Source organism: Thalassospira sp. ABL2_045, from assembly GCF_056161285.1.
In genome coordinates this window covers 86,711-101,376 of record NZ_JBSWYV010000016.1, presented here as the reverse complement: position 1 = coordinate 101,376, position 14,666 = coordinate 86,711, and the positions used below count along the sequence as shown (strand labels likewise).

The 14,666-nt window shown below is 54.6% G+C and carries 14 protein-coding genes; 4 read left to right on the top strand and 10 right to left on the bottom strand.

The genetic code is table 11. The annotated features are described in order from the left end of the window. Nucleotides 1-138: 138 nt before the first annotated feature. The 4 genes from ACXAIA_RS18530 to hflK form a co-directional block, all read right to left on the bottom strand. A complete protein-coding gene (locus tag ACXAIA_RS18530) occupies nucleotides 139-1,632 on the bottom strand; it encodes a DegQ family serine endoprotease (protein ID WP_475350650.1) in 1,494 nt (497 codons plus the stop codon). 478 nt (nucleotides 1,633-2,110) lie between these two features. Continuing rightward, nucleotides 2,111-2,302: a DUF2065 domain-containing protein gene (locus tag ACXAIA_RS18525; protein WP_008891737.1), complete on the bottom strand. Its 192-nt coding sequence runs from the start codon at nucleotides 2,300-2,302 to the stop codon at nucleotides 2,111-2,113. A gap of 115 nt (nucleotides 2,303-2,417) precedes the next feature. After that, the gene (gene hflC, locus ACXAIA_RS18520; protein ID WP_475350649.1) at nucleotides 2,418-3,290 is read right to left on the bottom strand and encodes a protease modulator HflC; all 873 of its coding nucleotides are present in this window, start codon (nucleotides 3,288-3,290) and stop codon (nucleotides 2,418-2,420) included. Beyond that, complete coding sequence (gene hflK / locus ACXAIA_RS18515; RefSeq protein ID WP_475350648.1) at nucleotides 3,290-4,417, bottom strand: FtsH protease activity modulator HflK; 1,128 nt, start codon at nucleotides 4,415-4,417, stop codon at nucleotides 3,290-3,292. The genes hflC and hflK overlap by 1 nt, the downstream gene beginning before the upstream one ends. Nucleotides 4,418-4,746: 329 nt before the next feature. On the opposite strand from hflK, the gene ACXAIA_RS18510 reads away from it, so the two are divergent. Together ACXAIA_RS18510 and ACXAIA_RS18505 are read left to right on the top strand one after the other, a co-directional pair. Further along, nucleotides 4,747-5,931 (top strand): Mrp/NBP35 family ATP-binding protein, encoded by a 1,185-nt coding sequence (locus tag ACXAIA_RS18510; protein ID WP_475350647.1) that lies wholly within the window; start codon nucleotides 4,747-4,749, stop codon nucleotides 5,929-5,931. A 117-nt stretch (nucleotides 5,932-6,048) separates the two neighbouring features. Next, nucleotides 6,049-7,080 (top strand): PIN domain-containing protein, encoded by a 1,032-nt coding sequence (locus ACXAIA_RS18505; RefSeq protein ID WP_475350646.1) that lies wholly within the window; start codon nucleotides 6,049-6,051, stop codon nucleotides 7,078-7,080. Between the two features lie 59 nt (nucleotides 7,081-7,139). Here ACXAIA_RS18505 and purL read toward each other — a convergent pair whose 3' ends face one another. From purL to ACXAIA_RS18480, 5 genes are all read right to left on the bottom strand, one after another. Further along, nucleotides 7,140-9,353, bottom strand: coding sequence for a phosphoribosylformylglycinamidine synthase subunit PurL (purL, locus tag ACXAIA_RS18500; RefSeq protein WP_475350645.1), 2,214 nt, complete (start codon nucleotides 9,351-9,353; stop codon nucleotides 7,140-7,142). Further along, nucleotides 9,350-10,039: a phosphoribosylformylglycinamidine synthase subunit PurQ gene (gene purQ, locus ACXAIA_RS18495; protein WP_475350644.1), complete on the bottom strand. Its 690-nt coding sequence runs from the start codon at nucleotides 10,037-10,039 to the stop codon at nucleotides 9,350-9,352. The genes purL and purQ overlap by 4 nt, the downstream gene beginning before the upstream one ends. 90 nt (nucleotides 10,040-10,129) lie before the next feature. After that, nucleotides 10,130-10,369 carry a phosphoribosylformylglycinamidine synthase subunit PurS gene (purS, locus tag ACXAIA_RS18490; RefSeq protein WP_475346797.1) on the bottom strand — a complete coding sequence of 80 codons (240 nt, stop codon included), beginning with the start codon at nucleotides 10,367-10,369 and terminating at the stop codon, nucleotides 10,130-10,132. A gap of 124 nt (nucleotides 10,370-10,493) precedes the next feature. After that, on the bottom strand, nucleotides 10,494-11,258 hold the full coding sequence (purC, locus tag ACXAIA_RS18485) for a phosphoribosylaminoimidazolesuccinocarboxamide synthase (RefSeq protein ID WP_475350643.1): 765 nt from the start codon (nucleotides 11,256-11,258) through the stop codon (nucleotides 10,494-10,496). A 222-nt stretch (nucleotides 11,259-11,480) separates the two neighbouring features. Next, entirely contained in the window at nucleotides 11,481-12,260 is a 780-nt protein-coding gene (locus ACXAIA_RS18480) for an NRDE family protein (RefSeq protein WP_475350642.1), read from the bottom strand. A gap of 163 nt (nucleotides 12,261-12,423) precedes the next feature. On the opposite strand from ACXAIA_RS18480, the gene ACXAIA_RS18475 reads away from it, so the two are divergent. Both ACXAIA_RS18475 and ACXAIA_RS18470 read left to right on the top strand, forming a co-directional pair. Next, entirely contained in the window at nucleotides 12,424-12,741 is a 318-nt protein-coding gene (locus tag ACXAIA_RS18475; RefSeq protein ID WP_475350641.1) for a DUF1476 domain-containing protein, read from the top strand. Between the two features lie 165 nt (nucleotides 12,742-12,906). Continuing rightward, nucleotides 12,907-13,584 carry a response regulator gene (locus ACXAIA_RS18470; protein ID WP_475346793.1) on the top strand — a complete coding sequence of 226 codons (678 nt, stop codon included), beginning with the start codon at nucleotides 12,907-12,909 and terminating at the stop codon, nucleotides 13,582-13,584. 104 nt (nucleotides 13,585-13,688) lie between these two features. On the opposite strand, the gene ACXAIA_RS18465 is transcribed toward ACXAIA_RS18470, so the two are convergent. Then, nucleotides 13,689-14,630: a DMT family transporter gene (locus ACXAIA_RS18465; RefSeq protein ID WP_475350640.1), complete on the bottom strand. Its 942-nt coding sequence runs from the start codon at nucleotides 14,628-14,630 to the stop codon at nucleotides 13,689-13,691. Nucleotides 14,631-14,666 lie beyond the last annotated feature (36 nt).

The window sequence follows — 14,666 nt, the reverse complement described above, 5'->3', positions numbered from 1 at the left end:
GATCCGGGAGCCTGCGTATACGCAGGCTCCCAAATGAAAAGAGGCACGAACATCATACCAAATGTTCGTGCCTCTCAATGTATAAGGGCGGCCTGGTGATCAGGCCGCCCTTTTTTGATGCGTGTTTAAGCCGGTGGCTTATTCGTCGCCCGACAGGGTCAGGCCGAAGTAACGCGGGCCAGCCGATGTTTCGATCAACATCAGGATGGTGCGTTTGTCGTCATCAATCGCGGTTTCGACCGCATCGACAACGTCTTCAACAGAGCTAACCGAGCTGTGCGATGCCTCGATAATGATGTCGCCCGGGCGAACACCTTTCTCGGCGGCATAGCTGTCACCGGCAACCTCGGTGACGATTACACCTTCGGTGCCCTCGGCAAGGTTGAAGCGCTGACGCAAGCTTTCATCGACATTGGCGATCTTAATGCCAAGTTCGGTGATGCTGGCTTCGGCAACGGCCGCGGGTTCCGGTTCTTCGGCGTCCGTGGCACTTGCGGCGACGATTTCTTCTTCAAGTTCGCCAAGCTCGACCTGAACGGTCTGCTTTTCGCCATCGCGCCAGATCTCGACATCGACATCCTTGCCAATGCGGGTTTCTGCCACAATGCGCGGCAGGCGACGCATGCTTTCAACTTCCTTGCCATCAAAGGTCAGGATGACGTCACCCTGCTTGATGCCAGCTTCTTGAGCCGGGCCATCTTCCGATACACCGGCAACCATGGCACCGGTTGCATCATCAAGACCAACCGAGTCTGCGATGTCTTCGGTCACGGTCTGGATGTGAACACCGAGCCAGCCACGACGGGTACGGCCATATTCTTTCAGCTGGTCGACAACGCTTTGTGCAATGCCCGACGGAATGGCAAAGCCAATCCCGACCGAACCACCGGACGGCGAATAGATCGCACTGTTGATGCCAATGACATCGCCATCAAGGTTAAACAGCGGACCGCCGGAGTTGCCACGGTTGATCGAGGCATCCGTCTGAATAAAATCATCATACGGGCCCTGATTGATGTCGCGGTTACGTGCGGAAATGATGCCCGCGGTTACCGTACCGCCAAGGCCGAACGGGTTGCCGATCGCCATGGCCCAATCGCCAATGCGCGAATTATCGGAATCACCCCATTTAACAAACGGCAGGTCTTCTTCCGGCTCGACCTTGAGCAAGGCGACGTCGGTTTTCGGGTCACGGCCGATCAGTTCGGCGTCAAGCGTGTCACCGTCATGCAAACGGACGGTGATTTCATCCGCACCGTCAATCACGTGGTTGTTGGTAACGATATAGCCATCAGCCGAGATGATGAAACCGGAACCAAGCGCGGTTGCACGGCGGCGTTGCGGAGCTTGTCCGCCCTGGCCACCTTGACCGTTGCGGTCCATGAAATCACGGAAAAGGTCTTCAAACGGCGATCCGGGAGGGAACTGGAAGTCCGGTCCCTGTCGTTCGGCGACCATCTGGCTTGTGGAAATGTTTACAACACTGGGCAGAAGCTTTTCTGCCAGGTCTGCGAAACTCTCAGGAGCGGGGCGGGCATTCGCGATCTGCGAAACACTGGTCACGCCAAGGAGAACAATCACCAGTGCTGCGGTTACCTTCGTCCGCACCGGGTTGTATAATGCGTCTAGCATGTGTCTGATCCTGTTCGTTGCCGCGTTCACGGTATTTGTCATTCTCTTTATGCAGCGTGCGGCGGGACTGTACTTCACCCGTCGCTTAAAAAGGGTCTAAACTCCGTTCAATGCTTTAAATGGTCGAGAGGAATTTGTGCGGGGATAAGGAGTTTCTTCGCAGCAAGGCTCGCTGCCTTGCAAGATGAAACGACGCAATATCCTGTGCAAATTCCTCCGATCCATAGGACGTCAGAACATTCTGCGACCTTCTTCGTCAATCCCTTTGCACGGGGGACCTCCCCGTGCTGCAGCGATTTCCTAGTAGTTCTTGCCTGTTCTGACGCCATTTGAAGCATTGAACGAAGTTTAGACCCTTCTCAAATTAACCCCGACTTTGGCAGAAATTGGGCGGCACTGGGAAAAATCAAGGAATTGTGAGCACAACATCATGGCGCAAGGGCCTGAGTGCGGCGGTGTTCCTGATCCTAAAGCCCTGTTAAAGCCAGGTCCGGACTGCCCATATTCCGCCAATGGCGACGACGGCGGCAATCAATCCGCCAATACGCAACTGCGATTCAGGAATTTCCTGAACAAGCTCCATCACCCTTTTAAGGCCGCCGGGAAACAGCGTGTAGAGCATCCCTTCCAACGCGATGGCCAGAAGTATGGCTGTTGCAAGTTCCTTCATGAGTAAGGACGTTCCGGCGTTTCTTTGTGATCTTTCAGACCTTCGCCTGACAGATCGAATTTATAAAAACAAAAAGGGCGACCAGGCCAATATGCCGGTCGCCCCCATGTTTTGTCTAGCGGCTTGTCGCCGGGCCAGACTTATTAAAGTACTGGAAAAACTCGCTGTCTGGTGAAAGCACCATGGTCGAACCATTATCCAGCGCCGTTTTGTAGGCTTCGAGCGAACGATAGAATTCGAAGAATTCCGCATCCTTGCCATACGACTTGCCCAGAATGACGTTTCGCTGTGCATCGCCTTCACCACGCAGGACTTCTGCCTGACGGTTGGCTTCGGCGATGATGCCGATCCGTTCACGATCTGCTTCGGCCTGAATTTTCGCCTTGAGCTCTTCACCCTCTGCGCGAAGCTGTGCGGCTTCGGCAATACGCGAAGAACGCATACGGTTGTACACCGCTTGCGAGGTTTCCTGCGGCAGGTCGGTACGACCGATACGAACGTCGATCAGCTCGACACCAAATTCTTCGGCCGGATCAACAAGCGTTGCCTGGATCTTTTCCATGATCTGGGCCCGGTTGTCCGAAAGAAGCGTCACAAGCGGGGCCTGTGCCAGTTCACCACGGATGACCGAGTTCAGGCGCTGACCAAACAGCTGCACAAAGTTGGCAGAGTTGGTCGCACGCTGACGGAAGATCAGCGGATCGATGATTTTCCAACGTGCGAAGCTGTCGACATTGACACGCTTCTGGTCAGACAGAAGAACCTGCTGAACCGGCGGATCAAGTTCGAGAATACGACGCTCGTAATATTCGACATTCTGGATCGGCAGTTTGAAATGCAGACCCGGTTCGGACACCGCATGGACCGGATTACCGAACTGAAGAACAAGTGCCTGCTGATCCTGACGTACGGTAAATACGCACATCGAACCAACAACAGCAGCGATAACAAGGACGACGCCAGCGGCAATAAGTTTAGGACTTGCCATTAGTTGTTGCCTCCTGCATTCGCGCGTTTCTGAACTTCCGGAAGCGGAAGATACGGGACGACGCCACTACCCTGAGCGCCTTGTTCCATGATCACCTTGTCGGACTTGGCAAGGATTTCCTGCATCGTTTCAAGATACAGACGACGCGTCGTCACATCCTTGGCGGTCAGGAAGGAATCGTAGATCGAGTTAAAGCGTTCTGCTTCACCCTCTGCTTCCTTGGTGACACGGTCCTTGTAGGCGCGGGCCTGCAGGACCTGACGTTCTGCTTCACCCTTTGCGCGCGGGATGATGTCGTTACGATAGGCCAGTGCTTCGTTCTGGGAACGATCACGGTCCTGACGGGCACGCTGCACGTCGTTGAACGCATCAATAACGTCACGCGGCGGGTCCACCTTCTGCATTTTCACTTCTGCAATGAAAATACCCGACTCATAGCCATCCATGATGGTCTGAAGCAGAGTACGGGTCTGTTCCTCAACCCGGACACGGCCAACCGTCAGTGCTTCTTCGAGGTTGGTTTTACCAATCACCTCACGCATCGCACTTTCTGATGCCAGCTTGATGGTGTTTTCCGGATCACGCACATTAAACAGATAGGCACCAGCATCGCTGATACGCCACTGAACGACATAGTCGATGTCGATGATGTTCTGATCACCCGTCAGCATCAGGCTTTCTTCAGGCACATCACGCGAACCGTTTGCCGTCACGGTGCCCGCACCGCGATAGCCAACCTCGATCTGGTTGGTCCGTTCAACGTTCGGCTTGATGACTTCGCCAATCGGGGCCGGAAGGAAGTAGTTCAGACCCGGGCCCGTCGTACCAACCCATTTGCCAAACAGAAGTGTGACACCCTGTTCACCCGGCTGGACGCGGTAGAAACCGGTCAAAAGCCACAACCCGAGGATAGCGATACCAATCAGGACAAAGCCCTTGTATCCGCCACCACCGGGGAACAGCCGTTTCAGGCGTTCCTGGCCTTTACGAATCATTTCATCAAAATCGGGGGGCGTATTTCCGCCGCCGCCGCCACCCGAAGGACGCTGTCCCCACGGGTTCTGGCCGCCACCGTTATTTCCGCCGCCGCCCCAGGGGCCGCCGCCCCCTTGATTATTCCAAGGCATCGAGTTTCTTCCTCTTCTTGCCGTTCGGTGTTTATCTTTGTTTACCGAGCTTGGGGGCTTGCCCCAATGCATGCTCCGTCCAACGAGATCCAGTGTGCCGATCCATTTCCCTATCCCGGGTCAATCAGACTTTTCACACCATCGACCCAACCAATCTGTGATACGCCAACCGGGAGTGCAACAGATTGCAGGTCAAAGCAAACTCACGAAATCTTGTTGGACGGAGCATGCCCTTAGGCCTTATATGACAGCTTGCCTTGCAAAACAATGATACGCGCCTGCAAGTTCTGTGTGACCACGGACTTAAGCCAAAATTTGGAGACCGCAATATGACTTCGCTCAACCGTGAACAGATTACTGCCGCACTGGATGCCGTAATCGACCCGGTCGACGGCCAATCAATCACAGCCAAGGGTATGGTGCAAGGCATTGATATTCATGATGAAGTCGTCAATGTCATGATCGCAGTCGACCCGGATCGTGGTCCTGCACTCGAAGATTTGCGCCAAAGCGCCGAAAAGGCGGTGGCTGCTGTGAACGGGGTCACAACCGCCCGCGTGGCGCTCACTGCAGAACGCCCCAAGGCATCTGGGCAGCAAGCGGCACCGCAATCCCAACCAAGCCGCCCGTCACAACCCGCCCAACCGGGCCAGCGCCCGCAGGGCGGCGGGCAGATGCCGCTTGACCTGCCAACCGTGCGCAGCATCGTTACGGTTGCATCGGGCAAGGGCGGGGTCGGTAAATCCACAACATCCGTCAACCTGGCGCTTTCGCTGGTCGCCAAGGGCCTTAAGGTCGGTTTGCTTGATGCGGATATTTATGGACCGAGTCTGCCGCGCATGATGGGGCTTCGCGATGCCAAGCCGACACCGTCCAAGGAACATCAGGGCAAAATGATTCCGCCGTCGGCCTTTGGCATGCGCATCATGTCGATCGGCTTCATGGTCGATGAGGAACAGCCGGTGATCTGGCGTGGTCCGATGGCGATGGGCGCGCTTGAACAGCTTCTGCGCGATACCGACTGGGGCGACCTTGATGTGCTCGTGGTTGATATGCCGCCAGGCACCGGCGACATTCAGCTTTCCATGGCGCAGCGCGTCCCGGTTACGGGGGCGGTCATTGTTTCTACCCCACAGGACATTGCCCTTCTGGATGCGCGCAAGGGGCTTAACATGTTCCGCAAGGTCAATGTCCCGGTCTTTGGCCTGATCGAAAACATGTCCTATTACAAATGCCCGGAATGCGGCCATGTCGACCATGTCTTTGATCATGGTGGGGCGCATAAGGCGGCTGATGAGCTCGGCGTGCCGTTCCTCGGTGAAATCCCGCTCGATCTTAAAATCCGTCTGGGGGCGGATGAAGGCAAACCGATTGTCGATACAGAGCCCGATGGCGATCACGCCAAGGCGTATGGCGCCATTGCCGACAAGATCGCAGCAGCCGTCGAGGAACGCGTTGGTCCGGCAGAGGCCCCGAAGAAAAAGGGCCTGTTCCCCAAGATCAATTTTAAATAAGCGATTAATACAGAGACTAAGAAAACAAAACCCCGCTAGAATTCTCTGGCGGGGTTTAACTTTTGGTAGCACAAGTGCACGATTGAACAATTCTTCTACTAACTGAGGAAGGTCACTGTGATTAATTTGATGCTTGATACATGTGTCTTGTTGGATCTTGCTAGAGATTTTCGACAGAAAACTATAGCTGATCTTCTCGAAGAGTTGCATGACGCAAAGGTGTTCGAATTGGTCTTGCCTCAGTTGGTGATTGAGGAGTTTGAAAAAAACAAAGAAAGAGTGGTCGCAGATGCTTCAAAAAGGCTCAAACAAACTGTTAAAAATGCACGTGATGTGATCCTTCAGACTAACTCGAGTGAAGACTGGACAAAGTTGCTGGGGTTGATCGACGATTTTTCAGATCACACGAACAAATTTGATCACGGTAACTCGAGCGCACTGGAGACTGTTGAGAGGATCATATCGAAAGCGCGAAAACTCGACAGAAACGATGAAATTACCGTGCGTGCAGCGGAACGCGCTTTGGCTCGTAAGGCTCCTTTTCATAGGTCTAAAAACAATATTGCAGACGCAGTAATTATTGAAACATACAGTTCATTGATTTCGCTTTGTGCTCGTGGTGAGAAAAGTGTTTTTGTGACTCACAATACGAAAGACTTTTCATGTCATGATGGTGATGAAAAACAGCCACACCCTGATTTCCAGAGCTTATTTGATGGTGATGATTCGAGATACTATATCTCTTTATCAGAAGTCTTGAGGCAATATGTACCTTACGAGCTAAGTGAACATTTGTTTCTACTCGAAGATTTCGAAAAAACGAGATTTAGAAGCGAATTACTTGAGATCGAAACGTTTCTGTTTAAACAGGTTTGGTACAATCGTCACTGGAATATGCGATTGGCTATAGAAGATAACCTCGTGAGTATTGTTGATGATGAGGCCAGCTTGAGCCCTCAGGAAGACAAAGGACAAACTATTAGACGTGCGGTATGGGAGAGTGCTTTGGAAGCCGCAAAAAGAACAGAAGAAGAGCTTGGACTTGAAAACTTGGGGCCATGGAGCGATTTCGAGTGGGGGGTCATTAATGGGAAGCTTAGTGCAGTTAGATGGATGCTCGGCGAAGACTGGGATTTTCTCGATACTTAGTTAAAAACAAAACCCCGCCAGATTGCTCCGGCGGGGTTTTTTGTTGGTTTTTAGTTCGCTTACTGAACCGCTTCGGCCATGAAGGAAGGCATCCAGCCTTCGTTCAACTCGCGCAGTTCGGAAAGGGTCACTTTGGCGTCCCCATCGATGGAAAGAGCATCGCCACCGGCCTGACCGATGATGGCGGCTGCTACATTCGCACTGCTTGCCGCGTTCAGGACCTTGTCCGGATCGCGGGTGGCGATCACGTAACGGCCCTGGTCTTCGCCAAACAGCCATGCGATTTCGCTGCCACTTTCCGGCAGGAAGACATCGGCACCGATATTGCCCGCAAGGCACATCTCGGCAACGGTGACCAGCAGGCCGCCATCGGCGATATCGTGGCAGGTGCGCACAAGACCCAGTTCGATGAGTTCGTGAATGACCGTACCGGCGCGCTTTTCAGCACCCAGATCGACCGGCGGCGGTGCGCCTTCTTCACGACCTTCGATGGTCTTGAGATAAAGTGACTGACCCAGTTCACCGGTCGCTGCACCGATCATGATCAGTGCACTGTCATCACGCTTGAGCCCGATGGTGGCATGATGGCCCAGATCGGAAATCAGGCCAACGCCGCCAATGGCCGGGGTCGGCATGATGCCGATACCGTTGGTTTCGTTGTAAAGCGACACGTTGCCCGACACGACCGGGAATTCCAGCGTGATGCAGGCTTCGCCAATACCCTGACAGGCGCCAACGAACTGACCCATGATGCGCGGGCGTTCCGGGTTGCCGAAGTTCATGTTGTCCGTAATGGCAAGCGGCTTGGCGCCGGTGGCAACCAGGTTACGATAAGCTTCGGCGACGGCCTGTTTGCCGCCTTCGACCGGATCGGCCATGACATAGCGCGGGGTGCAGTCGGTGGTGGCCGCAAGGCCCTTGTTCGTGCCTTCGACACGGACAACACCGGCATCACCACCCGGACGGATCACCGTGTTACCACGGACCAGATGGTCATACTGTTCCCAGATCCAGCGACGCGATGCGAGGTCGGCCGATGCGATCAGGGTTTTAAGCGCGTCGATGTGGCTCATCTTGCCTGAAAGGCTGGCCGGATCGATGCGATCCTGTTTCGGGGTCGGTTCCCACTGACGATCATATTCCGGCGATGCTTCGGCCAGCGGATCAATCGGCAGGTCCCCGGCAAGTTCGCCGTGCCATTTCAGAACCATGCGCTTGGTGTCGGTCAGCGTACCGATGACGGCAAAGTCGAGTTCCCATTTGTCAAAGATCGCCTTGGCGGCATCTTCGCAACCGGGTTTCAGAACCATCAGCATACGTTCCTGCGACTCTGAGAGCATCAGCTCATAGGGCGTCATGCCTTCTTCGCGCATCGGAACTTTATCAAGCCACAGTTCAACACCAACGCCGCCCTTGGAGGCCATCTCGAACGAGGATGAGGTCAGGCCAGCAGCGCCCATGTCCTGAATGGCAACAATCATGTCGGTTGCCATCAGCTCAAGGCAGGCTTCAAGCAGAAGCTTCTCGGTGAACGGGTCACCGACCTGAACGGTAGGACGCTTTTCTTCGCTGTCATCATCAAACTCGGCCGAGGCCATGGTCGCGCCATGGATACCGTCACGACCGGTTTTCGAGCCGACATAAACAACGGGGTTTCCGATGCCAGCCGCCGCCGAATAGAAGATGTTGTCTGCATTCGCCAGACCCACGGTCATCGCATTGACTAGGATGTTGCCATTGTACGACGCGTGGAAGTTGGTTTCGCCCCCAATGGTCGGAACGCCCATGCAGTTGCCATACCCACCAATGCCTTCGACCACACCGCTAAGCAGGTGGCGGGTTTTCGGATGATCGGGCTCGCCAAAACGCAGTGCATTGAGGTTTGCAACCGGACGTGCCCCCATGGTGAAGACATCACGCATGATGCCACCAACACCGGTTGCCGCCCCCTGATAGGGTTCGATAAAGGACGGGTGGTTGTGGCTTTCCATCTTGAAAACGGCAGCCTGGCCATCACCGATATCAATGACACCGGCGTTTTCGCCCGGCCCCTGAATGACCCAGTCGGCCTTGGTCGGCAGGATTTTCAGCCATTTTTTCGATGATTTGTACGAGCAATGCTCAGACCACATGACCGAGAAAATGCCAAGCTCGTTGATGTTGGGTTCGCGACCCATGATTTCGAGAACGAGTTTGTATTCTTCTTCGTTCAGGCCGTGTTCCTTGACCAGTTCCGGCGTGATCGGGGTGCTGTTGAAATCGTTGGTGCTCACGATGCTGCCTCCACCATGCTTTTGAACAGATTGCGGCCATCGGTGCCACCATGCAGCGGATCGATTGCGTTCTCGGGGTGGGGCATCATGCCAAGGACGTTACCGGCCTCGTTGATGATGCCGGCAATGTTGCGCTGTGAACCATTGAGGTTGGTCGCCGGATCAATCTTGCCATCGACATCGCAATAGCGAAGCACAACACGACCTTCGCCTTCAAGGCGGTCAAGCGTTTCGCTGTCGGCAAAGAAGTTGCCGTCGTGATGAGCAACCGGATATTCGACGATTTCACCTGCACCATAAAGATTGGTAAAGCGCGTATCGGCGTTTTCGACTTTCAGATGCGTGTTCTTGCAGATGAATTTCAGGCTGGCATTGCGCATCAAAGCACCTGGCAGCAGGCCTGCTTCGGTCAGGATCTGGAAGCCGTTGCAAACGCCAATGGTGGTGACACCCTGTTTGGCGCGATCGGCAACCGCACGCATGATTGGCGAGTTGGCAGCCATTGCGCCACAACGCAGATAGTCACCATAGGAAAAGCCACCCGGGACCATGATGATGTCGGTCTTGGGCAGCTCGGTGTCGCCATGCCAGACCAGGGTCGGCTCGGTGCCGGTGGCCTGTTGCAATGCTGCGATGGCGTCATTCTCCCGGTTGATGCCGGGGAAGAGGATGACAGCGGATTTCATGGAATACCGTCTCTCGATTAGTGTCCGTTACTTAATCCCGATGGACAAAGGCCAAGCCTGGCAAAGCCCCGTCCTGGTGATCAGTGGTGATCAGCCCAGCTCGATGCTGTAATCTTCGATCACGGTATTGGCGAGAAGCTTCTCGCACATTTCCTTGACCTCGGCTTCGGCCTTGGCGGCATCGGTGCCATCCAGTTCGAGTTCGATGAATTTGCCCTGACGGACGTCATTGACGCCATCAAAACCCATGCCCTGAAGGGCGTGGTGAACGGCTTTGCCCTGCGGGTCAAGAACACCGTTCTTCAGGGTGACATGAACACGTGCTTTCACGAGAAGCTCCTTTAAGTTCGCATGCGCGGGTCTCGCGCGGGGTTCTGTTTGCAAACAAAACGCTGTCCGACGGAATGGGCATCGACCAGCCATAAGAAAAGGCCGCGCGAACGCGGCCTTGGGATCATTTGTTTTCGTCTTTGTTCAGCTGCTCTATTTCGGCGGACTCAGGCAGGACACCGAGACGGCGTGCGACTTCCTGATAGGCCTCTTCGACACCGCCAAGATCACGGCGGAAGCGGTCCTTGTCCATCTTCTCGTTGGTGATCGCATCCCAAAGGCGGCAGTTGTCGGGGCTGAATTCATCGGCCAGTACGAGTTGCGGGAAGTCACCTTCCCATACGCGGCCAAACTCAAGTTTGAAATCAACCAGTTTCAGACCGATGCCGCGCATCAGACCACACAGGTAGTCATTGACGCGAAGCGTCATGCCAACGATTTCCTCAAGCTCTTCGGCGCTTGCCCAGCCCAGAGCGAGAATGTGTTCGTCAGTCACCAGCGGGTCACCAAGATCGTCGTCCTTGTAATAGAGCTCGACAATCGGGCGCGGCAGGCGTTCGCCTTCTTCAAGGCCAAGACGTTTGGCCATCGAACCGGCAACGATGTTGCGGACCACGACTTCAACAGGAACGATTTCGCATTTCTTGCAAACCTGTTCGCGCATGTTCAGACGGCGAATGAAGTGGGTCGGAATGCCGATTTCTGCCAGACGAGTCATGACGAATTCGGTGATCATGTTGTTCAGGACACCCTTGCCGGCAATCGTGCCGCGCTTCTGGGCGTTGAACGCCGTGGCGTCGTCCTTGAAATACTGAATGATCGTTCCGGGCTCCGTACCTTCGTAAAGAACCTTGGCTTTACCCTCGTAGATGGGCTGCTTTCTGGACATTGGCGGGATCTTTCACATCTAGGCCTGCTGCTTGTGTGGGCAGGCACCCTGAAATTCGCGCCCTCCGTATAGCAGTGCTTGGCGAGAAACTCAATTGTCGCTTAAGCTCTATTTATGCAAACTTGATAATCGAAATTTGCAACCGTCGCGCTCCGACGACTGACCGACTTTAACTTTTCACCTAACCCTTTGTGGTCCGGCGAAATTTGCGATCATTCCACCTTATACATCGACCGGATGGAACGGCGTTTTGTCGGGTTGGCCTTCGGCAAAAAGCCAGACCGGCCGACGGGGCAATTCGTGTTCGCTTGTGCGAATCGCCGGAAGCCCGATCAGCGACGAGCAAACCGTCTCAAATCCGATATTGCTGCGCACCAGCATGGCATCGGCCCGAATGTCGTGATGTTCGGGGTCCGGGGCCTCGGTCCCGGTATCGGCCAGCAACGCCTGCCAGGCAAACCAGTCATCGGCTTCGGGATTGGGGGCGGGGGCGCTGATGAAACGCGGCAGGTTGCGTTTGGTGCGTGCGCTGTTTTCGCTATCGTTCAGATCATGGGCGGTCAGAATCGACATGCCTTCGGGGATTTCGGTGATCTCGATCTTGCCGGTGCCGCGGTTGGCCAGCCAATAGGCATCCCGGTTATCCGCAATCACCATGTTAAACGGGCGATAAGCATGCCCATCCAGTTCGGCAAGCGCCTGGGCGGCATCAATGGCATCGGCGTGATCAAGCGCGTCAAGCGGCAGTTCCCCACGAGATCGTTTGCCATCTTCCGGCCCAAGTGTGCCATAGCGGTTCAGCACGGCGGCAACCACGCCATCCTCGTTGACACCAAGCCACGTGCCGCCGGCGGTTTCATCAAGCCCGGCGATGACATCGGGGCGATCATCCCAATGGCGCGCTGGGGCTTTCCAGGGGCGGTTGTTCATTTCGTCGCGATTGGCGCCAATCAGCACCGGCCAGTCATGGTCGGGGCGGCGTAAAATAATGACTGTACACATGAGCCAGATCAAAGCGTGCCAAAGCGCATTTTGTCAAATTCAAAAGTGTCGAACAAAGGGGTGAAAACGAGATCATTTGTTGTCATATAAAACACTATGATCGACAATAGGTTGAACGGTGCAGCCCCACTTGTAACGTGATCAAATATCAGGAGGGATGGAAATGAGCAGCTTTAATGATCGTGAACGCGGGTTCGAAGCAAAATACAGCTTTGATCTTGAACAGGATTTCCGCGTCGAGACCCATCTTTATAAAATGCTGGTCCAGTGGGCCGGCGAACAGATGGGCATGAGCTCGGAAGAATGTCAGGATTACACGCGCAAGATCATTGGCGAGGTTGTTGCCAACCCGCGTGAGAACGGCGTTGTTGCGTTGCTGCTGGCTGATTTTGGCAGCAAAAATATCGATGTCACGGCCTCGGCTTTGAATGCGAAGCTTGATGAACTACGCCCGGTTGCGCGCGCCGAAGTTTTGTCGTGATTTGACGATACGGCATGTGCTTGGAAAACTTCTCGTTTGCTAATACGTGCTGGCTTTCGTATCCTGAGCTCCCCAGACCGAAAAATTGAGTAGGTGCAACCTTTTGGTGTGGTATCCTTCGCAGGTAGGTGAAGGAGCCGGTTAGGTAGATGAAAGGCGACAGCATTGCGTATCCTTTTGGCGGACGATCACGATCTGGTTCGTGAAGCAATCTCGCTACTGTTCCAACAGTATTTCGATGACTGCGAAGTGGCCGAAGCAGGGTCTTTGGACCCCGCACTTGAGCTGATAGAAGCAAACAATACGTTTGATCTTGTGCTGCTTGATCTGCGCATGCCGGGCATGAATGGCCTCGAAGGTCTGAAACGCACTTTGGAACAAGTGGCCGACTCGACCTTCGTGGTTCTGCTTTCTGGTGCCTATCGCAGCGACGATGTTCGCAAGGCAATTGAGGCCGGGGCACATGGATTTATTCCCAAAACCCTTCGCGGGCAGGCCTTGGCAAATGCCGTGCAGCTTGTGCTTGCAGGCGACAAATATCTGCCATCGTCAATCCTGACAGACATGAGTGACAGTATGTCGGGGTCGAGTGACAGTGACAGTCGCCTTGCCGGAGGCTTTGGCAATGAAGGTGACTTTGCGCGTTTGACACCGCGTGAACGTGAAGTTCTGGCCCTTTTATCCGAAGGGCGTCCGAACAAGGACATCGCACGTCACCTTGACCTGCGCGAGATCACCGTGAAGTACCACCTGAAAAACATCTATCGTAAACTGAACGTCTCGAACCGTGCCCAGGCCGTGAAAATGGCACTGGAAGATATGGCCCGTTCCGGGACCCTTTGACATCACCATCAAAGACTAAAGACCGTTCAGCTTCGCGCTCAAATCCCGGCTCGGGATTTCACGGGCCGTTTTTTGTTTTGATCTTTCAGTGCTCTTCACGGCGATTAGCGGTTAGCAACCGTTTGGAGCTTGGATGGCAGGGAGTTCACGCTGTTTGATAGCGTCTTGCGTGGTCGGCCGGACTGCATGACGACGACCCCGGTCATGATTGCCGCCATCGCGACCAAATCAAGCAGGCGAACGGTTTCACCCAGGATAAGCGATCCCGTCAAAACGGCGATGATCGGCGGGATATAGGTCGCGCTCGCGGCTTTGACGGCACCGAGATTGGCGACCACGTAATAGTAACAAAGATAGGCAATGCCCGTCCCGAACAGGCCAAGCCCAAAGAACAGACCAAGGGCAATCCACCCGTTATCAAAGATCGCCGTCGCACCGGTGAAATCGGTTGTTATCAGCAATGTCAGCGACGCAATGCCCAGCTGATAGGTGCACAGCGCAAGCGGCGAGATGCCAAGCGGGCTCAGGAACCGGCGGGCATAGACAAAGGACAGTCCGACGCAAAGGCACCCCAGCCCGACATAACCAAATCCGGCCAGATCATGTGCCGAAATGCTGGCATCCCAAGGACGGGCGATCATTGCGACGCCGACAAAGCCAAACAAAAGGCCAGCCATGGAGCGCCGATTGATCGGCTCGTCGCGCAAAAAGATGGCTGCGGTGACAAAGGAAATCATCGGAATGGCGCCGCTCAGCATGCCGGCAAGGCTTGATGGCAGAAGCTGGATACCCTTAGCAAAACTGAAATAGTAAAGGCTGCCTGCCAGAACCGACATGGCGATAAAATGATGCGCATAGCGCAAATGCCGCCATTTGAGCTTCCGCCCGATCATGGCCACGGCAAAAACCGGCAGAAAGCCCATGATGACCCGAACGGTTGCAATCTGCGTCGGGGTAATCAGGGTGCTTGCGGTCTTGTTAAACAGAAAGGTCATGCCCCAGACAAGGGCAAGAAACCCAAAGACGATATAGGCATTGTTTTTCATGGTGGCGGACCAGTTTGTAAAAATTATAGTCCATTG